General features: G+C 33.8%; 22 protein-coding genes. 13 read left to right on the top strand and 9 right to left on the bottom strand.

Annotated elements, in window-relative coordinates:
* Positions 1-81: 81 nt before the first annotated feature.
* On the top strand, positions 82-1,080 hold the full coding sequence (locus tag UH7x_RS13795) for an SMP-30/gluconolactonase/LRE family protein (RefSeq protein WP_482360505.1): 999 nt from the start codon (positions 82-84) through the stop codon (positions 1,078-1,080).
* A gap of 18 nt (positions 1,081-1,098) precedes the next feature.
* On the opposite strand, the gene UH7x_RS13790 is transcribed toward UH7x_RS13795, so the two are convergent.
* The 3 genes from UH7x_RS13790 to UH7x_RS13780 all read right to left on the bottom strand — a co-directional run bounded on the left by UH7x_RS13790 (position 1,099) and on the right by UH7x_RS13780 (position 5,437).
* Positions 1,099-4,059, bottom strand: coding sequence for a PVC-type heme-binding CxxCH protein (locus UH7x_RS13790; RefSeq protein ID WP_482360504.1), 2,961 nt, complete (start codon positions 4,057-4,059; stop codon positions 1,099-1,101).
* Positions 4,059-4,850 (bottom strand): polysaccharide deacetylase family protein, encoded by a 792-nt coding sequence (locus tag UH7x_RS13785; protein WP_482360503.1) that lies wholly within the window; start codon positions 4,848-4,850, stop codon positions 4,059-4,061. Before UH7x_RS13785 ends, UH7x_RS13790 begins: the two co-directional genes overlap by 1 nt.
* A 254-nt stretch (positions 4,851-5,104) precedes the next feature.
* Positions 5,105-5,437, bottom strand: a complete 333-nt coding sequence (locus tag UH7x_RS13780) for a single-stranded DNA-binding protein (RefSeq protein ID WP_153757171.1) — start codon at positions 5,435-5,437, stop codon at positions 5,105-5,107.
* Between the two features lie 230 nt (positions 5,438-5,667).
* Between UH7x_RS13780 and UH7x_RS13775 the strand changes: the two genes are divergently transcribed.
* From UH7x_RS13775 to UH7x_RS13760, 4 genes are all read left to right on the top strand, one after another.
* Positions 5,668-6,873 (top strand): FG-GAP repeat domain-containing protein, encoded by a 1,206-nt coding sequence (locus tag UH7x_RS13775; RefSeq protein WP_482360502.1) that lies wholly within the window; start codon positions 5,668-5,670, stop codon positions 6,871-6,873.
* A 111-nt stretch (positions 6,874-6,984) separates the two neighbouring features.
* Positions 6,985-8,289 carry an MFS transporter gene (locus tag UH7x_RS13770; protein ID WP_482363609.1) on the top strand — a complete coding sequence of 435 codons (1,305 nt, stop codon included), beginning with the start codon at positions 6,985-6,987 and terminating at the stop codon, positions 8,287-8,289.
* Positions 8,290-8,382: 93 nt separating this feature from the next.
* The gene (locus tag UH7x_RS13765) at positions 8,383-8,802 is read left to right on the top strand and encodes a DUF1801 domain-containing protein (RefSeq protein WP_482360501.1); all 420 of its coding nucleotides are present in this window, start codon (positions 8,383-8,385) and stop codon (positions 8,800-8,802) included.
* A gap of 55 nt (positions 8,803-8,857) precedes the next feature.
* Entirely contained in the window at positions 8,858-9,085 is a 228-nt protein-coding gene (locus UH7x_RS13760) for a DUF1059 domain-containing protein (RefSeq protein ID WP_482360500.1), read from the top strand.
* Positions 9,086-9,101: 16 nt separating this feature from the next.
* Here UH7x_RS13760 and UH7x_RS13755 read toward each other — a convergent pair whose 3' ends face one another.
* On the bottom strand, positions 9,102-9,488 hold the full coding sequence (locus UH7x_RS13755; RefSeq protein ID WP_482360499.1) for a pyrophosphohydrolase domain-containing protein: 387 nt from the start codon (positions 9,486-9,488) through the stop codon (positions 9,102-9,104).
* A 351-nt stretch (positions 9,489-9,839) separates the two neighbouring features.
* Here UH7x_RS13755 and UH7x_RS13750 point away from each other — a divergent pair, with 351 nt between their 5' ends.
* The 5 genes from UH7x_RS13750 to UH7x_RS13730 all read left to right on the top strand — a co-directional run bounded on the left by UH7x_RS13750 (position 9,840) and on the right by UH7x_RS13730 (position 13,629).
* Positions 9,840-10,010: a hypothetical protein gene (locus UH7x_RS13750; protein ID WP_482360498.1), complete on the top strand. Its 171-nt coding sequence runs from the start codon at positions 9,840-9,842 to the stop codon at positions 10,008-10,010.
* A gap of 93 nt (positions 10,011-10,103) precedes the next feature.
* Complete coding sequence (crcB, locus tag UH7x_RS13745; RefSeq protein WP_482360497.1) at positions 10,104-10,475, top strand: fluoride efflux transporter CrcB; 372 nt, start codon at positions 10,104-10,106, stop codon at positions 10,473-10,475.
* A 322-nt stretch (positions 10,476-10,797) separates the two neighbouring features.
* A complete protein-coding gene (locus UH7x_RS13740) occupies positions 10,798-11,136 on the top strand; it encodes a P-II family nitrogen regulator (protein ID WP_482360496.1) in 339 nt (112 codons plus the stop codon).
* A gap of 28 nt (positions 11,137-11,164) precedes the next feature.
* Entirely contained in the window at positions 11,165-12,397 is a 1,233-nt protein-coding gene (locus UH7x_RS13735; protein WP_482360495.1) for an ammonium transporter, read from the top strand.
* A 146-nt stretch (positions 12,398-12,543) separates the two neighbouring features.
* Positions 12,544-13,629 carry an outer membrane beta-barrel protein gene (locus tag UH7x_RS13730; protein ID WP_482360494.1) on the top strand — a complete coding sequence of 362 codons (1,086 nt, stop codon included), beginning with the start codon at positions 12,544-12,546 and terminating at the stop codon, positions 13,627-13,629.
* 72 nt (positions 13,630-13,701) lie between these two features.
* Here UH7x_RS13730 and UH7x_RS13725 read toward each other — a convergent pair whose 3' ends face one another.
* The 4 genes from UH7x_RS13725 to UH7x_RS13710 all read right to left on the bottom strand — a co-directional run bounded on the left by UH7x_RS13725 (position 13,702) and on the right by UH7x_RS13710 (position 17,322).
* Positions 13,702-14,364, bottom strand: a complete 663-nt coding sequence (locus UH7x_RS13725) for a DUF1684 domain-containing protein (protein WP_482360493.1) — start codon at positions 14,362-14,364, stop codon at positions 13,702-13,704.
* Positions 14,365-14,477: 113 nt separating this feature from the next.
* Positions 14,478-15,890, bottom strand: coding sequence for an alpha/beta hydrolase (locus UH7x_RS13720; RefSeq protein ID WP_482360492.1), 1,413 nt, complete (start codon positions 15,888-15,890; stop codon positions 14,478-14,480).
* Between the two features lie 90 nt (positions 15,891-15,980).
* Positions 15,981-16,808: a mechanosensitive ion channel family protein gene (locus UH7x_RS13715; RefSeq protein ID WP_482360491.1), complete on the bottom strand. Its 828-nt coding sequence runs from the start codon at positions 16,806-16,808 to the stop codon at positions 15,981-15,983.
* 67 nt (positions 16,809-16,875) lie between these two features.
* Positions 16,876-17,322 carry an Lrp/AsnC family transcriptional regulator gene (locus UH7x_RS13710; RefSeq protein ID WP_482360490.1) on the bottom strand — a complete coding sequence of 149 codons (447 nt, stop codon included), beginning with the start codon at positions 17,320-17,322 and terminating at the stop codon, positions 16,876-16,878.
* A gap of 219 nt (positions 17,323-17,541) precedes the next feature.
* On the opposite strand from UH7x_RS13710, the gene UH7x_RS13705 reads away from it, so the two are divergent.
* The 3 genes from UH7x_RS13705 to UH7x_RS13695 all read left to right on the top strand — a co-directional run bounded on the left by UH7x_RS13705 (position 17,542) and on the right by UH7x_RS13695 (position 19,527).
* Positions 17,542-17,841 (top strand): hypothetical protein, encoded by a 300-nt coding sequence (locus UH7x_RS13705; RefSeq protein WP_482360489.1) that lies wholly within the window; start codon positions 17,542-17,544, stop codon positions 17,839-17,841.
* Positions 17,842-17,939: 98 nt separating this feature from the next.
* Positions 17,940-18,788 carry a formyltetrahydrofolate deformylase gene (purU, locus tag UH7x_RS13700; RefSeq protein WP_482360488.1) on the top strand — a complete coding sequence of 283 codons (849 nt, stop codon included), beginning with the start codon at positions 17,940-17,942 and terminating at the stop codon, positions 18,786-18,788.
* 34 nt (positions 18,789-18,822) lie between these two features.
* Complete coding sequence (locus UH7x_RS13695; protein ID WP_482360487.1) at positions 18,823-19,527, top strand: DUF4197 domain-containing protein; 705 nt, start codon at positions 18,823-18,825, stop codon at positions 19,525-19,527.
* 238 nt (positions 19,528-19,765) lie between these two features.
* Here the strand turns inward: UH7x_RS13695 and UH7x_RS13690 are convergent, their stop codons facing one another.
* Entirely contained in the window at positions 19,766-20,548 is a 783-nt protein-coding gene (locus UH7x_RS13690) for an alpha/beta fold hydrolase (RefSeq protein WP_482360486.1), read from the bottom strand.
* Between the last annotated feature and the right edge of the window lie 71 nt (positions 20,549-20,619).

The following is a 20,619-nucleotide window of genomic DNA, read 5'->3' as shown; positions in this document are numbered from 1 at the left end:
TTTACGGACAGCTTGTTTGTATAGTATATGGTACTTATTAATTTATTATTTTAGAAGAGTTCAACTAAACTCTAAAATAACATGGCAATCGCTAAAAAATTTTATTACCTCGCCCTACCCTACTTTTTTATTTTGAGTTGTCAGGCGCAACATAATTTTAGAATTGAAATTCTTGATGATACAGCTCTCAATTTAATAGAACCTAATGCTGAAATTAAAGTAATAGGTGAAGGTTTTAAGTGGACAGAAGGCACCCTTTATATTGAAGATGGAGATTACCTTTTGTTTTCAGACATTCCTAACAATACCGTATTTAAAATTGATTCCAAAGGAAATAAATCCACATATTTAAAACCAGCCGGATATTTAGGTGATGGTGATTATGGTGGTGAGCCAGGTTCTAATGGACTACTACTAAATGAGAATAATGAATTAGTATTATTACAACATGGTGAACGTAGTGTTGTAAAAATGAAAAGCGGCTTAAATAACCCGAAAGCCGAATATGAGGTTTTAGTTAATAAGTATGAAGGCAACAGATTTAATAGTCCCAATGACGGAGTTTATGACAAAGCTGGAAATTTGTATTTCACCGACCCTCCATATGGCCTTCCAAAAAGAATGGATGATCCAAGAAAAGAGTTAGATTTTCAAGGTGTTTATTGTTTGCTTAATTCTGGAAAACTAGTTTTATTGGATAAATTAACTAGACCGAATGGAATTGCATTGTCACCAGATGAATCAAAATTATATGTGGCAGTATCTGACCCGGAGCATGCTGTATGGTACCAATATGATTTAACTTCAGCCGGTACGGTAGAAAATAAAAAAGTTATTTACGATGTTACTCACCTCGTAGGCAAAGCAGGACAACAAGGCCTCCCTGATGGCATGAAAACGCATAGTTCAGGTCACCTATTTGCGACTGGCCCAGGTGGTCTATTTATTTTGAATCCTAAAGGCAAACCAATTGCAAGAATACATACCGGCCAAGCAACTGCTAACTGCGCTTTTTCTGCTGATGAAAAACGTCTCTTTTTAGCTGCTGATGATTATGTAATGGAAGTAGCACTTAAATAATCTTTCTAATCCTCTCTTTTATTGTTGCAAAAATACCAGCAAATCTGCCATTTCTTTGTGACTCATACCAGCTTCTAAACCTTCAAACATCATGGAAGTGCCTAAAGATGAAAAGTCTTTTATATTTTCTTTTAAAATAATCTTTTCCGTACCACCAATCATTTTTAAACCTATCTCGGTGTCTGATTCTAAATAAACCAATCCCGTCATAATTGCGCCATCTTTAGTTACAATTTTATGATTTAAATATTTAGTATCAACCCCGGCATTTGGGTCTAAAATATCATAAAGCAGTGATTCTTTACTTTTTCGACTAACCTCTGTAAGTACTGGCCCTACTTCATTACCAACCTCACCAAACTTGTGGCATTGTGCGCATAAATTCGCAAATACTGTGGCTCCATTCTTTTTATCTCCAGACAATTCTAGTGCCGGGCGCATCTTATCTATTGCATCTTTTCTATTTACGACACCAGCATCAGAAAATAATTTTTTAGCTCGTATTTGTATTGATTCTTCAGACCACATTAATAATGTTCTTCTTCGTTCTAAATCGAGATTAAACTCACCTAAATTCACCTCTTTATTCTCCATTGCTGTTAAAAGCACATCGTGATTATACGACTTATATAAGAGAATATCCGTAGCTTTTTTTCGAGCTTTAGGACCGAGTTCTGACCACATTTCAAGTAATCGCTTACCAATAGTCTTATTGTCAGAATTTGACAATTGCAACATGGCTTCATCTTGTAATATAATCGGATTCCTATTATCAATTAAATCAAATAAAATATCTTTTCTATCTGCAATAGCGTTCAGGTTCAATAATTTTAACTGTTCCAGTCGATTCTCAATCGTTAAATTCTCATCAACAACCGCCTCACTTGAATTTACAAGCATTCTTTGAATTTTGACTGAAAGTGGAATACCCACAGCTTTTCTAAGATATCCAGAAGCTCTTAAAAGCGTTACTTCATTATTAGACTCAATTTTATCTAATGCTATTGATAGATTTTTAGCATCAGACGCATTAATATTTTTATGTACTCTGCCTTTAAAGCCTTGCGTAAAGGCATCAATTATATCCGACAATCTTAAAATTGAAACATCCTTAGTATCAATAGTATTGAGAAGTCTTACCATTGCTTCGACTTTCTGCTCTTTAGCTATTTTCTCCAGTAATATTTTTAACAACTGCATATAATACTCAGAAGAATTCCTCCCATTTTCAACGATTAGTTTTTCTGCAAAATCTATTGATTGAGATTTGACCGCTGTAGCTTTGGCATAGACAGACCATTGGTCATCAGAAGAATATGACATTGACTCAAAAACTATTTCGGAAATCTGATCTGCAAATTCACTATACACATCTTCATTTAAAGTACCTAAACATAAGGCAGCTTGCAAACTAACTCGTTTATTTTCATCATTTAAAAGATTCAATATTTCATTGATTAAGGCGGCATCACTATTTACTTTTCGTTCGGCAATTTTAATTGCATTTTCACGTACACCTGGCGAACTGTCTTTAAGTGCACTTTTTAAAATAGCTAAAGTGAGCTTATCTAACCCTTCTAATGCCCAAAGTGAATGTAATCGTGCAAATTGATTTTCAGAATTTTTGAATTGTGCTTCTAAATGCGAAAAGGCTTCCACTTTATTATTTGTTACTATTTTTTGTTGTGCCATTAAACGCCTCCACTGATTTTCACTACCCAAAGCTTTTACTAAACCTTCCACATTGTCTGTATTAACTTTATCGTTTACAGAAACCCAATTCTCACGAGGTGTAATTTTATAAATTCTACCCTGATCTTTACCCGCTTCTAAATCCATATGAGATTCTAGCTCATCTGGTATCCATTCAGGATGTTCTATTACCGCTCTATGAATATCTATTACGAACAGCGATCCGTTCGGCCCTACTGTCATATTTACTGGTCTAAAAGACCGATCTGAGGAAGCTAGAAACTCTACTCCTGCTCTATTTCTCGAAGCTTTATGCGTACTTCCATTAGGCGAAAGAATATCTAAATGAATTAAATTCAAAACACAATCTGCAACCAATAAATTGTTATTAAACTGTTTTGGAAATACCCCACCGCCATAAAAAGTAATGCCGCAAGAACCTGAAAAATAACCAGATTGTTCGGGATGGTTTACACGAGTTTCTTGTTCTCCGATTGGATAAATTCGGGAAGAACCATTTTCTTCATGATCAGAAATATTATCCAATGTTCTTGACGAGGGCATCGAAAATTCATCCAAATAATAATCCTCAAATACTAAACCGGACGTATGGGTTAAATTATGGGTTTCAAACATATGTCCCCAATTATCGAATGTCAATTTATAACCTCCTGAAGAGCGTCCTACTTTAGATATTTTCTTAGAGTCAATATCAAACTTTACATCCATGCCCCGGATGTCAATTGCATCCTCTGGGTGATCTATAAAAAAAGGTTTGCCAGAATTTCCGCCATTCGCAGCATAAATCCAATTATCTAATCCATAATAAAGTCCATTAAAATTATGCTGTAAATTATCGTTACTAAATCCACCCATTAATTTTTTACTGAAATCTATCTTACCATCGCCACTGGCGTCCTTTATAAAAAGTAGATTTGGCGGGGCGGCAACAAGGAATCCATTTTTATACGGCATAAACGAAGTAGCAACACCTAAATCATCTGCCATAACTATTCGTTCATCAAATACACCATCAGCGTCTACATCGAGTAATTCAACAAGACGACTTTCCACATCACTTAATGGATAGCCTGGCATTTCTAAAACAAAAGCTCGATTATTTTCATCATACCGCATCTCAACGGGATCAAAAACCAACGGTTCTTGCGCAACTAGTTCGAGTTTAAATTCTGGATGAATTTGAAAGCCCTCTGGTGTCTCATTAATATTAGAGTTACAACCTAAAAAGTATGCGATTAAAGGTATTAGTAAAAATAATTTTTTCATTACTCTCTCTGCCCTTGTATATACGATGTAATTTCACCAACAGGGGCGGTCCATATATTATTTTTTGGGTCTTTTAAATATGGTAATAATTTCTCAAGCATAGCAACTTCTGTAGTTTGAATATTCTTATCACCTATATCATGACCGGCCAGTACAAGCCATAGTCCATTGGATTTAGCCTGGTTTATAAGTTCCATAATCTCTTCAAAGGTCTTTCCATCCATTTCAACGCCTGTAAGTTGAGACAAATCACAGAAAGCAGGATCATTCGGCACCTCATCTAACCAAGTTCTTCCCGAACGAAATTGCTCAGCTATAACAGGTACATAACTCATAGTTTTTTCTCCTCTCCCTACAAAAGTCTGCCCACATGGATAAGCAAAAACACTTGGGGCTACTCCCAGCATTTCTTCAACCTTTTTGTTTGCTTCTTTTAGTTCCTCCTGCATTTGAACTATTGAATATTCTTCTAAAGCCTCATCCCTAGCCCACAAAAAATTACCTGAGCATGGGTGATTAAGTGAATGATTTCCTATTTCATGACCATTTTTAGCAGCTTCTTTCCATTTATCAATTTCCTCAACCATTAAAGAAGGCACCACATAAAAAGTAGCTTTTATATCATAAGCATCTAAAATAGGGGTACCAGTAACTACCTGACTACTTCGACCATCATCCCAAGTTAAGCTAATAGCCATTTTTTTTCCTTCTGGCCATTCGAACGAATTGCTTTTTTGTGCAAAGAAAATATTTGAAGACAGTAGAAAGATAAAAAGTATGTAAGTTTTCATATTCATTTTGGTTTATAATAGTGTTTTATTATCAATCTTTTAAATAATTAAGACAGCAGATTAACTAGTTTCAATCTAATCATTAACTTAACTAATATAAATTATTATTTAGATTAAAACGAATGAAAAGCTATTATCAATTTATTGGTAACATTAATCTATTGGATACTTATTTCTATTATCTGCATAAAAAAGCCCCGCTTACAAATCACATTTAAGATGCAGACGAGGCTCTAAAAAATAAATATATTATGCTATTTCCCTAACATTAAAAGCTCATTACATTTTATTTCAGTAATGTATCTTTTTTCACCTTCCTTAGTTTCATATGACCGATGCGTCAATTTTCCCTCAACAGCGACTTGCTTACCTTTTACCAAATAATTTTCTACAATCTCTGCAGTTTTACCCCATGCTACAACATTGTGCCATTGTGTATCCTCAACCTTTTCACCTTGCGCGTTCTTATAAGAATCGCTCGTAGCTACTGAAAATTTAGCGAGTTTTGTACCGCTCGTTAAGTTTACAATTTCTGGGTCTTGCCCAAGATGTCCAATCAACTGTACTGAATTTTTAAGTGCGTTCATAATAATAGATTTAATGTTTAACAGTTAATACTACCAAGCCTCCTTGACTTGACACTGCAAACATAAAGCGACACTAAACATTTATTCGGTTGAGAAATAATTACTTTCGTTTGTAAACGCTTACAAACATTTGCATTAATTTTTTATATTGATTTACAACCATTTAAAAACAAATATTCTTTTAATAAATTCAATGTACATTTATTACAAGAAACGTTTAATTCGGAAAAATGAATAATACTATTGTTTTAACTCTAACCTTACTATTCAATTTAACTGGTATTAATTCGGCAAAAAGTCAGTCAATTTCTTTCTCCCAAGCCATTGATATTAGCCATGGAACGGTCTCTGGAGTGAGTGCCTTAGATGTTGCCGATTTTAATAACGATGGCCTTATTGATGTAGCAGTACTTGAAGGAGGTGTTCATGCGAAAGGTCGTTTTACATTAGCATGGTTCGAACAAACCAAATCCGACAATTGGATAAGACATGACTTTAATATACTTAGCGAGTTTGATGATTTTATCGGCTCAGCTAAATGTGGTGATGTTGATAATGATGGTGATATCGATTTAATTTTCAGTAATGACGGTCATGCTACAGGACCGATAAATATCTATTTATTGATAAACCCCGGGAAGCTTCATATAAATGAAGCTTGGGAATTCAAATTAATTTCAAGCATTAAGGGTTACCACGCAAATGATATGCGATTAGCCGATATGGATGGTGATGGCAAACTAGATGTAATTGTGCGACATAAAAATCCTGAATCAGTAAAAATCATATTTCAAAATAACAATGATAGTTGGAATACGAAAACAGCTTATGAAGGTCAAGCAGGCGAAGGTTTAGCAGTTGGTGATATTAATAACGACGCTATTATTGATATCTCAATGACCGGACATTGGTTTCTGGCACCAAAAAATCCAAGAAATGAAGAATATTCAAAATATGATATAGAATCAAATTTTAAGAATATAAATAAGGCAACTAAAGAAGAAATTGGTGATATAAATAATGATGGTAGATTAGATGTATTACTTTCTCCGGCAGAACATTTTAAAAAATATGGCGGTGATAATTATGATCTTGCGTGGTATGAAGGTCCAAAAAAACCAAAGAGCAGAAACGAATGGAAAAAACATATTATCAAAAGCGATTATAACAAAGCACATTGTGCTAAACTAGCAGATTTTGATAACGATGGCGATTTAGATGTTTTAACAGCAGTGGCATGGGACGATAGAGAAATAAGAATCTACTTAAACGAAAATGGAGTATTTAAAAATTCTATTCAGATTGCAGTTGGGAAAGGAATATATTCTGGCGCAGTAGCAGATATGGATGGAGACGGTGATTTAGATATTGTAGGTGAAGACAAATATTCTAGTGATTCTAAACCTTGGTATTTTGAAAATAGACTTATCAAATAATTTATACCTCAATTATACTTGGTCGTTAGGCTTCTTAAAAAAGTCTTGCCAATTACAAGAATAGATTTTAACGTAAATTAGCGCACTTCTAACCCGCTAAACAAACGAACAATTCCACAGTTAAAGCGCTTCACCCTTATAAATCCAGCTAATAGTCCTATTTTCTACGGTTATGTTATACTATTAATCGGCACAATAGGCATTTACTGTAGTATTCCAGGTCAAACTATTGGAGTATCTGTATTTACAGATCCTGTAAAAGATGCCTTAGGCTTAACAAGAAATCAATTTAGCAATGCCTATATGATTGGTACCATAGTAAGTTCTTTAATTATAGGCAGAGCTGGAGTTTGGTTTGATAAATACGGAGCAAGGTTGGTTGCTTTTTTTGCTGCCATAGTTTTAGCAATTGCACTTTTCCTATGTTCTTGGTCGGTACATATGAGCACTTTTGTTCAAGAATTATTGAACAAAGATACGTGGCTAATTCCTTTTACAATAATGACCTTACTTTTCTTTTTATTACGCTTCGCTGGACAAGGAGTATTAACAATGGCATCGCGAAATTTAATTATGATATGGTTTGATAAAAACAGAGGAAAGGTAAATTCGTTTAGTAGTGTTGCTATATCATTTGGCTTTTCTTCTTCTCCACTCTGGATTAATTATCTCATAGAGAATAATAGTTGGCAAAGTGCTTGGCAATTTCTTGGATATGGCTTGCTCGTAGCGAGTATACTCATATTTATTTTCTACAAAAACAATCCTGAAGAATTCGGGCTTTTTCCAGATGGTGTAAAGGAGATTTCTAAATCTGATATTAAAACTGCAATTGCCCACAAACAATTTACTTTAAAAGAGGCAACAGCAACTCGAGCGTTTTGGATGTATGCCCTTATGCTATCGTTTAATAGTTTTTTTATTACTGGCTTAACCTTTCATATCGTATCAATTTTCAAAAGCGAAGGATTCCCAAAAGAAGATGCAATTGCTATTTTTTTACCTGCCTCAGTAGTTGCTGTTTCTATTTCGACAATTGCCAACTTTTTAAGTGATTACCTGCAATTACGTTTGTACCTTTATTTAATGATTAGTGGTGGCATAATTGCTTCTATCGGATTTTTATATTTACCTACCACACTAGGCATTCCATTATTAATTATAGGTTTTGGTATGATGAGTGGATTTTTTGCTGTACTAAATACAATTGTTTGGCCAAGATTCTATGGGCGAAATAATTTAGGAGCCATTACTGGCAAGGTTATGTCATTCTTAATACTAGCAAGTGCACTAGCTCCAAGTATTTTTAGCCTTTGCTTTACTACTTTTGGATCTTACCAATTACTAGGGTGGTTAGGATTGGTATTTTTGATTTTCTTGATTATAGGCTCCTTAAATGCTCGAAATCCCCAGTAGTTATATCAATAATTCTTGCCGAATATTAAGTTTGAAGTATATTGAGGAATAATAGCAATCTTTTACTGAAGTACATATTATAATTTGATACTTATGAAATTAGTTATCGACCCAAAAGTAAAATCTGTTTTTAAAAGCTATCCAGATTTTGTTCACTCTAAAATGAATCAAATCCGTGAATTAATCCTTTCGACCGCATCAGAAATTGAAAACCTTCAATCTTTAGAAGAAACATTAAAGTGGGGTGAACCGAGTTACTTAACAAAACACGGCAGCACTGTACGTATGGACTGGAAAGCTAAAAACCCCGATCAATATGCGATTTATTTTAAATGTACCTCTAAACTAGTTCCAACTTTTAAATCAGTATATAAGGACACCTTTGCATATGAAGGAAACAGAGCTATTGTTTTTAAATTGAACGATGAGATTCCAGAGAAAGAATTAAAGCATTGCATAGCAATGGCTTTAACATATCATAAAATAAAACAACTACCATTACTAGGAGCGTAGAAAACAACCAAATTTAAATCTTGTATTTTTAATTAAACTAAAACACTATTAAATTATGAAAACAATGACCTGTAAACAATTAGGAGGAGCTTGTGAAATGGAATTTAAAGCAAATACCTTTGAAGAAATTGCTGAATTAAGTAAAAATCATGGCACCGAAATGTTTCAAGCTGGGGACACTGATCATTTAGCCGCTATGGGAGCCATGAAAGATTTAATGCAAAAACCTGGCGCTATGCAAGCTTGGTTTGCCGAAAAAAAAGCAGAATTCGAAGCACTTTAAACAGGACTTCTAATTATTACTTTTCCAAAATCTCTTGAATGTTAGGCTTAAAATAATTTGGTCCTTTAAGCACTTTTCCATCTTCGCGGTAAATAGGTCTTCCATCAGCGCCTAGCTTACTCATATTACTTCGCTGAATTTCTTCAAAGACTTCTTCTATTTTATGTTGCATACCATGCTCTAGAATTGTACCACATAAAATATATAGCATATCGCCTAATGCATCGGCTACCTCAACCATATCATCATTCTGGGCTGCCTCTAGATATTCTTTATTCTCTTCATCCATCAAATTAAAACGAAGCATAGTCTTGGCTTCACCTAAATCCGCCCTTTGTTCTTGTGATACTCCCAAACCAAAAGAGGTATGAAACAATTCAACTGCGGCTATTTTACTTTTCATATTCTTCTTATTTGAATTAGCTTTGCGTAAAAATATGGAATATGTTCAGCACAGGACAAATCATTTTTACAATACTTTTTATAATTGTTTTTGCTGTAGCACTTGGTTTTGCCTATAGCGGTGATAGTAAGCTACACAGCAAAAACTACAAAGGTGTTAAATGGATTGCAATCACTTTTATTCTGTTTATTTGCATATTATATGCTCTAAAACATGTGTTACGTTAATATCAGACATCGTCTCTTTATTCCTACACCACAAAAATAGGCTGTTTCACAACAAAACCATTTTATATCCCTATTTCCATACGAAAACCCTTTAGTTTTACGTTAAATTAGTAAAGGGCGAACAATGATTACTTTCTTTAGCATATTATTAGTTTTAATTGCAATTAACGCAGTTTTAATGATTTTTAGTTTGAACAGCGTTGATTCTGCTGACAAAAAACCTGAAAAAGATATAATAAACGACGTTATCTCTAAGGCGTATCGTGTAAATTTCACTTCTTCAAACGAAGCATAAAGAGTAATAAAATTATTTATTACTTTTTTCAGAACTCCATTTCAGACTACTGATCACCAAAATATTTCTATTAAATTATTGTACTTTTCGCATATGAAACAATTACTACTTGTTTTTATAGGTGGAGGTTTGGGTAGTGCATTGCGTTATGCAATAGCGAAATCTTTTAATGATTATTTTCAACATTTCTTCTTAGGTACATTTTTAGTAAATATAATAGGCTGTCTTATTATTGGCTTTATACTGGGGCTTTCAGCTAAAAACAATTATATCAATGAAAATTACACCTTATTATTAGCCACTGGCTTTTGTGGTGGTTTTACAACATTCTCTTCATTCGCTTTTGAAAAGCATACGCTTTTAAGCGCTGGTGAATATTTAAACTTCTCTATATATACCATATCTAGCATTGTTGTTGGTATTCTCGCTGTTGTCTTAGGTTTATGGTTATCTAAATTAACATAACCATTTGATCTTAAATTATTTGTACTTATAGGTAGCTAAGGCTATTTATAGCCACATATCTCTACGCTACATTCAAAAATTCGATTTTACTACTCATGTTTTGCATTTCTTCACCAACCCCAATTTCGGTATTTGGAATATTATTAATTATTTCGACAATACCCCTAAATTTTTAGGGTGTATTGTGAGATTATCATAAAAATGAACTCAATACCCTTCATTTTTTAGGGTATATTATACAAAACATACATATTTGCGTCAAAATAACTGTTTATTTAACCAATGTGATCTTAATAGATCTCTTAAAAACCTTTACTAGAAAATGAAACAGATTGAAGCAATTATTAGAAAATCCAAATTTGATGATGTCAAAAAGGCATTACACCAAATTGAGGTAAACTTTTTCAGCTACTGGGATGTAACTGGAGTTGGAAACGAAAAGCAAGGTCATGTATATCGTGGCATTTCTTACAGCACATCAGATATTCAACGTCGATATTTATCGATTGTAGTTTCTGATGAATTTTTTCAGAAAACAATAGACACACTTTTAGAATCTGCTTATACAGGTAATGTTGGTGATGGTAAGATATTTGTTTCTGAAATAGTAGAAGCTTATAGAATAAGAACAAAAGAAAGCGGCCATGCCGGTATTAACTAAATTTTAAACTGACTAAACTTTTATAATTATGGACGCAGGATTATTTACAGCGAATAATGTTTGGATGATGCTAGCAACGGCGCTAGTTTTTTTCATGCACACTGGCTTTGCCTTTTTAGAGATTGGCCTAACCAGACAAAAGAATACTATTAATATTTTATTTAAAAACATCTTTATTATTACAGGTGGTCTATTACTTTATTATGCATGGGGGTTCAACATGATGTACCCAGGCTTTGAAGATGGTGACCCAGGAATATTCGGATTCGCAGGTTTCGGTATTGCAGCTCCTGAAGGAGGAATGACTCCGGAATATGCTGATGGCGGCTACACTTGGTGGACAGACTTCTTATTTCAAGGTATGTTCGCAGCAACAGCAGCAACAATTGTTTCTGGAGCAGTTGCAGAGCGTATTAAAATTGGATCATTTATGATTTTCACCGTAATCTATGTAGGATTGGTTTACCCAATCGTTGGAGCATGGAAATGGGGTGGTGGATTTTTAGATTCATGGGGATTCTATGATTTTGCAGGTTCTACTTTGGTACATTCAGTTGGTGGATGGGCTGCTTTAGTTGCTGTGGCATTATTAGGTTCACGAATTGGAAAATTCGGAGAAAACGGAGAATCTAAGGCAATACCTGGTCACAATATACCTTTAGCTACAGCTGGTGTATTAATACTATGGTTAGGCTGGTTTGGCTTTAACGGTGGATCAGTACTTTCTGCAGATCCAGAATTAACTTCATTAGTTCTTGTTACTACAAGTTTAGCAGCAGCAGCTGGTGGTTTTGGATCAATGATTTTATCTACAGTATTGTACAAAAATTTAGATTTAACAATGTTCTTAAACGGAATATTAGGTGGACTAGTAGGTATTACAGCTGGCGCAGATTTAATGTCACCAAACGAAGCTATTGTAATCGGGTTTATTGCCGGTTTAATTATCGTTGGTGCAGTTGCTTTAGTTGATAAAGTAAAATTAGATGATCCAGTTGGTGCAATTGCAGTACACTTAGTATGTGGTATCTGGGGTACATTAGCAGTTGGTATCTTCGGCGCTAAAGCTGGTGGTGAACAATTCATGACACAATTATATGGCGTATTAATAGTAGGTGCATTTTGTGTAGTTACCTCATTAATTATCCTTGGGTCACTTAAAGCAATTCTTGGACTTCGCGTTTCTAAAGAAGAAGAAATTGAAGGACTTGATATTCACGAACATGGTATGGATGCATACCCTGATTTCACAAACGACTAACAATCAAATCATTTAACTCAAATTAAAAACGGAGCGTTTTGCAGAACGCTCCGTTAAATTAAAACTTTCAAAAATTAAACATCCTACATTATTGTAGGCTCAATCAAACAATCGTCCTATAACACGGACAACTTAAATTTAAAAATATGAAAGCTATTACAAATATAAAATTCTTAAAAAATATTTTTACCATTACACTCGCACTTTGCGTTTCAACAGTAGCCTTTGCTCAAGATGATGAAGTTAAGAAACCAGCATTAGAATTTAGCGGTAGTGTTGATGCTTATTACAGAACTACTTTTGCCGATGCAGGTGTAGCTACTACAGATCCAGGAACTGCATTTGCAAATCAAACTGGTTTTGCTTTAGGTATGGGTAACTTAATTGCTAGTTATGGTACTGATAAAGTTGGTGCTGTACTAGATTTAGTTGTAGGCCCAAGAGGTGCTGGCGCAACTTTTAACACTGACATTATGGATGGTATTGTTAACCAAGCATATGTTTACTGGAATGTTTCTGAAAAAACTACTTTAACAATGGGTCGTTTTAATACGTTCTTAGGGTACGAAGTAATTGCACCACAAGCAAACTTTAACTACAGTACTTCTTATTTATTTTCTAACGGACCATTCTCTCATATGGGTCTTAAAGCTGATTTTGCTTTATCTGATGATTTTAGCTTAATGGTCGGCATAATGAACCCTTGGGATACTAATGATATCAGCGCATCTGGTGAATATTCTTTCGGAACTCAGTTAGGTTTCTATGGTCAATATTTAAATTTTTACTATGATAGTGGCAAAGATGGTGGTTTAGGTACTGAGATTGATTTTACAGGTGGGTTTGATATAACTGACTCTTTCTTCTTAGGGATAAACGCTGCTTACGACACAAATTCTAATGGTATAGTAGATGTTGAGGGTACTGAACTTGGAGCTACCACAGGATTCTACGGTGTTGCTCTTTACCCACAAATAGCTACTTCTGATTCTTTCTCTATAGGTTTAAGAGGGGAATATTTCCAATCTGTTGTAGATGATGTTGATGGAATAGGTGATTTAGATATAGATGGTATTACTGCTATTACACTTACAGGTAGCTACTCCCTTGAAAATTTCATTTTAAAACCAGAATTTAGATTAGATAGTCTTAAAGATGGTTTTACTGATAGCGATGGTGCTGCATCTGATAGTGTAGCTGCATTCACTTTAGCTGCGATATACTCTTTCTAAAATAGTTGGTTGATTGTCTAGTTTGAGTTTTTAAGTAACCCCGATGTTTTTAGAGGTATTTACATCGGGGTTTTACTTTTTACCTTTTTTAAAATCCTTAACTCCTGCCAAAATTCTAGTATCCAAAGCGTTTATACCTGGCACAATCGGACAAGAATATTTTTTATTATAAGCGCAATACGGATTGTAAGCTCTATTAAAATCTATAATCATTTCAGTTGAAGAAGGTAATCGCAAATCGATATAACGACCACCTCCATAGGTTTCTTTAGTATTAGTTTGGTCGGTAAAAGGCAAAAACAAATAATCTTCGAAACCTTCTTTTTTCATCAATTCTTTATTTTGATAGATTTCTAATTGATGGTTTTTTCCATTTAACGCAAACGAAATTATTCCATAAACTACTTCTTCAGAATTATCCCCAGTAGTTCTTGGCATTAAAAAAGGAATAGCCTCAGGCGTACGTGTAAATTTTGCATGGACAATATAATTAGTATCTGGCTCAAAGAAATCTAAGCCCTCGAAATTCTTGCGAAACCTATCTGGTAAAGGTGATGTGTCTGGATCTCTAAACTCAGCATTTAATTCTCTTTGGAATTCTAAAATAGCTCCCAGCGCATCGGTCTGAGGTTCTACCATTTGTTCTTCTGCAATATCGTGGTATTTTTTATCCTGTTTGCAGCTAAGTAAGAATATAGAAGCGAATACTACTAAATAAATCTTTGAAAAATTCATATGTAAAATCTTATCTATCAAAAATACAATTAATAGCGTATTATTTCTTTATTCCCAAATCCATGACAAGCCAACAACGACTTAAACTGTAGCTTAAAATAAAACTTAAGTTGTTATTCTTGTAGAATATCGTAACGAGCTTCTTTTAGATATTGCGCTATTATCTCATTAAACTCTGGCGTTATCCTTAACAATGTAGTATTCTCTATTGTATACAGTCGTTCTTTATTCGTATACCCTTGCTTCAACAATTCTTCTAAGTAAAAAAGCGCCGTATCGTAATCATTGATTTTAGAATTATATGAAATAACATTTATATAACTCTCATATTCCTTTGGAGCTAAAATCGTTTTAAGCATCCATAAAAAATTCAGCGCTTCTTCATCCACTACTTTATCTTGTTGAATTAAATAAACATTATCATCTACCAGCGCATTAATATAACTTTCTAGTCGAGCACCCATGTTTTTCTGAAAAACATTTGTGCTTTTTTCGTACTTAGCAAGTTCTTCTTTTTGATATGCCCACCATCCTAAATTATTATAATTATAAGTTTGAATGTCTAACTCTAGATAATAATCATAATCATCTTTAATAAGGTTCTCCTTAAATAAAGTGGCGTTGTATACTCGCTTATTAACTTTGTAATCTTTACTCCTTCTTAAAGATTTTTGAGTAGTCTTTATAGTATCTATTTGGCCTTTCTCTTTAAAAACACGAAGCATTTGGTTTAATCTATTGTCCGCCATTAATATTCTTCCTTCTGTTACGAGACCACTTACTTCACCTAGATTTTCATAGAAAATATTACTTACAAATTCCGTATCCTTTTTTGTAGTTCCTTTTGTCATTGATGCCAAAGTAAAGTACTCTAGCGCCATAGATAAATACTCAGAGGTTGGCCAATTATGCCCCCCTTCGAAAACCAATAATTGGTTCGGAAATTTTAATTGATTCAATAGCTTTTCAGAAGCTATCATATTCGCATAGTTAAAATCTTGATTGCCCACAATACCGATAAAATGAAATTGATTTTTATTAGACAACACCTCAGTATTTGCAATTGGAGAACCACACGATAAAACTCCTTCAATATCTTTAACAAACGTTGGAATTACGGAGGCCAGACGAGCACCCTGCGAAAAACCAGCAGTATAACTTCTATCGCGCCTAATTGGTAGTATATCAAAAACAGAATTGAACATCCTATTGGCTATGATTACATTTTGTGTAATTGAAAGACTATCTTTTATATTATTTGATGCCGCCAAAATATAGCCGTTTTTCTCAGCCGCAGGTGCCAATAATTTCAGTGCTCTTTTTCCATTACCTTCTATATCAAAGACAAAAATAACTGGCCATGATTCGCTTGCTTTAAATTTTCTTGGTAAGTATAACGAATAGCTATCGGGTATAGAATCATTAATTGGAATTGAATCTAATACAACACCTTTTTTTAAAACAAGTTGCTGTCCAATTGAAGTAAATGTAATAGCAAAAACCAGTAAGAATAAAATTTTCTTCATATATATTTTTACATCAAAAATCTAGCCAAAATATTTAATATAATAAAACAGACTTAAAAATTAGAATAGCAATAAAAATTCTATCCAATACTACATTCCTATTTTACCTATTTCTACACCTTCAGAATAAGCTACTTTTACATCATTTTTATTAAATGCCTTTTTTATTGCTCTATTACTCGCAAAAGTAACATCCCAGAAATTATCAGGTAATGCATACGGTCGTACTGTAAGCTGTATGTTATGAGAATCGAAATTTTTAATTCCAATTTCTGGTTTTGGTTCTTTTAAAATATTCGGAACATCAACCAATGATTCCTGGATAATTTGCTGCACCCGTGGAAAACTTTCTTCATACGGCATGGTTACTTCTAGCTCTAGTCGAATCATTCCTTTTTCCGAAAAATTAGTTACCACAGAATCGGTAATTTTAGAATTAGGAATAATAAGTATCTTATTTCCTGGGGTTAATACATCTGTACTAAATATACCTATCTCCTCTACTCTTCCGAATTTGTCTTCTACTTCAATCCAATCACCAACCTTGTATGGTTTTAATGTTAGAATTAAAATACCTGATGCAAAATTACCTAGACTACCCTGTAGCGCCATACCTACAGCAAAACCAGCTGCTGCTAAAATTGCAACCAGACCAGTAAGGTCTGCTCCTAATACGGTTGCAATCGCAAAAAGCACCGCACCTTTTAGTATAATTCCAACAGTAGAAGATAAAAATGGACGTAAAGTTTCAGAAAATCCAGTGCGCTCAAGTGCAGTACCAAGCATTTGAACTAACTTTTTTACAATCCTAAATCCAATCCATAAAATTAAACCCGCAATGATTATTCTTGGTAAATAAAAAATTGCTTTTTCTATTCCAATTTGTAAATATTCGTTTGCCTTTTCTAACCAATCCATACTTTAAATTAAATGATAATATAGCGCTATTACAAATAATCAGTTATTTTTTCTAAACTGCAACAGATTACCCCTTTTGAATTGGAGCCCTTGAAACAACATCCGACAATACAATATGAGTACGAGTTTCACCATATTGAATAAGCTTATCGATAAATTTTTCAAGGTGAAACTGATCTACAAAAACAACTTCCATTATAATATTCTCATTCCCCGTTATTCGGTAGCAATTAATTACTTCTTTTAAAGAATCTACCATGGCTAAAAATGGTTTTAATTTTCCCATAAATGCGCGAACCGTTATTATCGCTCTTAAGGCATGACCAGTTTTAGAATGAGATACCGTTGCGTGGTAACCCGTTATTATTTCAAGATCTTCCAATTTCTTCACTCTTTCAGCAACTGCTGGCGGTGTTAAACCAATTTTTCGGCCAATATTGGCAAAAGATTCTCTTGCATTTTTTTGAAGGCAATCTAAGATTTTCCAATTCAAATCATCTATCTTATTATTCAAAGCTATAGTTGTTAAATAATTAATAATCAAAAGCTAAATTAAGCAATTGCCTTTTAATCTAAACATAACATATTGTTTTTGGCCGTAACTTTATAGTTGAAATTGCTATTCACTATGTCCTCACAAAATCTTAGAACCGTACCGGTTTATAGGAAATCTCTAGCTCTATGCGAAATTAGCAGAGAGATTGCATCATATGTTTCACTCAATAAAGATTTATTGAAGCTGTACAAGTCCAATAATTTAAGAGATATCATCGCTGATGCTATCTTAACCGATGCTATTTTAATTCCTCAAAAAATTGAAATCGCAGAAAATACAAATTGTCGTACCGAGCGCATGAGAACTGCTAGCTACATTAGCATTATGTTGCGCAATATCAATTCGTACTGCAACGGTTTGGAACATGATGGCGTAAAAGAAAAGGAATATCTTAACTTACTTCGCGGTGAAGTTGCTACCTTTCGTAGGTCATTTAAAAAGTGGCGCAAGTCCTTATTAAGTGATGACCGGCATTAAACTCTGACTTCACAATAATATCTTCATTTATCATATAAGTACAATTTCTTCGTTAGCTATTAATTATGTCCTAATTTTGACAAGTAATTGATATCTTAATGAAAACAACTATTCTTATTAATTGTCCGGATCAATCTGGAATAATTTGCGCTGTTACAGGTTTTATACATGCTCATGGTGGAAACATTATTTATTTAGACCAACATGTAGACAAGAAATCTAATGTATTTTTTATGCGCTTAGAAAGTGATTTTTCAGACTCGACTTCTTTAACCGACTTTGAAAAGGCATTCAATCAAGGTTTGGCGAAAACCTACGCAATGGAATGGAATCTTTATTCCGATGATGTCAAACCCAAAATGGCAATTTTTGTTTCAAAATACAATCACTGCCTTTACGATTTACTCAGTAGGTATAAATCTGGAGAGCTCAATGTTGAGATTCCATTTATTATAAGCAACCATACTGAATTAGATGATATCGCTGCACAATTTGGAATTGATTTTCATCACATACCAGTTACTGCTAAAACAAAAGCTAACGCCGAACAAGAACAATTAAGACTTCTAAAAGAAAATAATGTGGACTTTGTGGTACTTGCACGTTACATGCAAATAGTAACAAAAACGCTAATTGATGAATATCCCAACAAAATAATAAACATTCACCACTCATTTTTACCAGCATTCGCAGGAGCTAAACCGTATCATGCAGCTTTTGACAGAGGTGTTAAAATTATTGGAGCTACAAGTCATTATGTTACCGAAGATTTGGATGCAGGCCCAATTATAGAACAAGATGTTACTACAGTATCTCACACTCATAGTATCCAAGATTTTATTGCTAAAGGACGAGATTTGGAGAAAATTGTGCTATCTAGGGCAATTAAATTACATTTAAAGAGAAAGACAATGGTTTACAACAATAAAACTGTAATTTTTGCGTAACCTAAATACAAACCCCCATATAATTTAGGTTGTTATGAAGAGAATTATAGTATTATTTGTTATATCATTTCAGTTGGTCTCATGTGGAGAATTACAACAAGTAATTAATCAATTACCACAAGAAGGCTTAGGCAATACAGAAATTGCTAGTGGATTAAAACAAGCTCTAGATTTTGGAATCGACAAACAAGTTAGTAAACTAACCAAAACAGATGGTTTTTTTAAAAATGAACTTGTAAAAATAATGTTACCTGATGAATTGCAAAAAGTTGATAAAACTCTTCGAGATATTGGGTTGAGCAACTTAGCAGATGAAGGCTTAAAAGTATTAAATCGTGCTGCAGAGGATGCAGTCGGTGAAGCAACACCAATTTTTGTTAGCGCAGTAAAAGGCATAAACTTTAATGACGCAAAGAACATTCTACTGGGTGGAGATGGCGCCGCAACGCAATATCTAACAAACGCTACACAAACCGATCTTTATAATAAGTTCAATCCTGTTATTAAATCTTCTTTTGATAAGGTTGGTGCAGATGATATTTGGGCAAACCTGATAACAAAATACAATAGCATTCCCTTAGTAAAAAAGGTAAATCCAAATCTTACAGATTATGTAACACAAGAGGCTCTAAACGGGGTTTACAAAATGATTGCTGTAGAGGAAAAGGAAATTAGAACAAAGGCATCTTCAAGAACTACAGCCTTACTTCAGAAGGTTTTCGCCCTGCAAGACAAATAGAATTATAATATAAAAATGCTAACGGGATTAATTCGTATAAGAATTAACTAAAACTGCAATAATTAAGTAGTTCGTCCGTTATTTATTTAAGAACATTGGCCAAGTTGGCCTACTAAAAAATTATTTGAGTTAGTATTTTTTGAGTTAGTTAGTTAAAACCGGTGGGAGCACCGGTTTTTTTTTATTTTAGAGTATTTGAGTACTCCGAGTTAAAAAACCAATTCTTTATCTGGAATGTTTATTGCGAATCCGAAACATAACCAATTACCAAATTATTAAAAATCTGAGATTCTTCTACATTTACCACATGTCCGCAATGTTCTATAAGTAGTAAGCTAGCAGAAGCCGACTTTTGAACTAGTTTTTTAACAGCTGGCAAAAAAAGATAATCCTCACCCCCCATCACATAAAGCGTGGGTATCTTAACCTCTTTGTTTCTAAAAAAAGACAACAATGGATTCACTTCTGAGGATAGTTTAAACCAACGCAAAAATTCATTCTGATATAATTTTCGTGCTTCCTTAAGTAATAAAGATCTAGACTCTTTATGATTACTATAGGGCATAATGGCAAAAAAGAACATTCTATATAACCATAAATGCGGCACAATCGACTTAAAAGTTTTACCAACGCCCATCAAAATTTTCCAACGGAAATTAAGATTCATAACTGCGCCCCCTAAAACCATACTTTGAACACGATTAGGAAATTGTTCGGCTATATTACGAATCAAAATAGTACCCAATGAAATTCCAATAAAATGAGATTTTTCAATTTTCTCATAATCGATTACCTCAATAATATCATTGGTTAATGAATCAAAAGTATATGCGTCAATTATAGTATCATCAAAATCTGGTTTTGATTCTCCATGACCACGCAAATCCAAAAGCAACACGTTAAAGTGCTCTTTAAAAGCTCGTAATTGTTTGAACCAAACTGAAGAACTGCCACCAGCTCCATGAACAAATGTCACCCAAGTATCGGCAGTTTTATGTCTATATGTTGTATAATTAAGCATAGTGTTCTAGTCTATGAATCAAAATGATAGCTTTGCAATGTATTAAATCTTTTAACATCATCGACGAAATG

Source organism: Aurantibacter sp. UH7 (assembly GCF_056839165.1).
The sequence above is the reverse complement of the archived record's forward strand: the minus strand, read 5'-3'. Positions and strand labels throughout refer to the sequence as shown.

Coding starts and splice junctions, on each gene's coding strand:
- purU (WP_482360488.1), top strand. CDS start 17,940: ATGAAAACAACTATTCTTATTAATTGTCCGGATCAATCTGGAATAATT.
- UH7x_RS13740 (WP_482360496.1), top strand. CDS start 10,798: ATGAAACAGATTGAAGCAATTATTAGAAAATCCAAATTTGATGATGTC.
- UH7x_RS13755 (WP_482360499.1), bottom strand. CDS start 9,488: ATGAAAAGTAAAATAGCCGCAGTTGAATTGTTTCATACCTCTTTTGGT.
- UH7x_RS13765 (WP_482360501.1), top strand. CDS start 8,383: ATGAAATTAGTTATCGACCCAAAAGTAAAATCTGTTTTTAAAAGCTAT.
- UH7x_RS13780 (WP_153757171.1), bottom strand. CDS start 5,437: ATGAACGCACTTAAAAATTCAGTACAGTTGATTGGACATCTTGGGCAA.
- UH7x_RS13735 (WP_482360495.1), top strand. CDS start 11,165: ATGGACGCAGGATTATTTACAGCGAATAATGTTTGGATGATGCTAGCA.
- UH7x_RS13715 (WP_482360491.1), bottom strand. CDS start 16,808: ATGGATTGGTTAGAAAAGGCAAACGAATATTTACAAATTGGAATAGAA.
- UH7x_RS13730 (WP_482360494.1), top strand. CDS start 12,544: ATGAAAGCTATTACAAATATAAAATTCTTAAAAAATATTTTTACCATT.
- UH7x_RS13695 (WP_482360487.1), top strand. CDS start 18,823: ATGAAGAGAATTATAGTATTATTTGTTATATCATTTCAGTTGGTCTCA.
- UH7x_RS13720 (WP_482360492.1), bottom strand. CDS start 15,890: ATGAAGAAAATTTTATTCTTACTGGTTTTTGCTATTACATTTACTTCA.
- UH7x_RS13795 (WP_482360505.1), top strand. CDS start 82: ATGGCAATCGCTAAAAAATTTTATTACCTCGCCCTACCCTACTTTTTT.
- UH7x_RS13785 (WP_482360503.1), bottom strand. CDS start 4,850: ATGAAAACTTACATACTTTTTATCTTTCTACTGTCTTCAAATATTTTC.
- UH7x_RS13725 (WP_482360493.1), bottom strand. CDS start 14,364: ATGAATTTTTCAAAGATTTATTTAGTAGTATTCGCTTCTATATTCTTA.
- UH7x_RS13760 (WP_482360500.1), top strand. CDS start 8,858: ATGAAAACAATGACCTGTAAACAATTAGGAGGAGCTTGTGAAATGGAA.
- UH7x_RS13750 (WP_482360498.1), top strand. CDS start 9,840: ATGATTACTTTCTTTAGCATATTATTAGTTTTAATTGCAATTAACGCA.
- UH7x_RS13775 (WP_482360502.1), top strand. CDS start 5,668: ATGAATAATACTATTGTTTTAACTCTAACCTTACTATTCAATTTAACT.
- UH7x_RS13690 (WP_482360486.1), bottom strand. CDS start 20,548: ATGCTTAATTATACAACATATAGACATAAAACTGCCGATACTTGGGTG.
- crcB (WP_482360497.1), top strand. CDS start 10,104: ATGAAACAATTACTACTTGTTTTTATAGGTGGAGGTTTGGGTAGTGCA.
- UH7x_RS13790 (WP_482360504.1), bottom strand. CDS start 4,059: ATGAAAAAATTATTTTTACTAATACCTTTAATCGCATACTTTTTAGGT.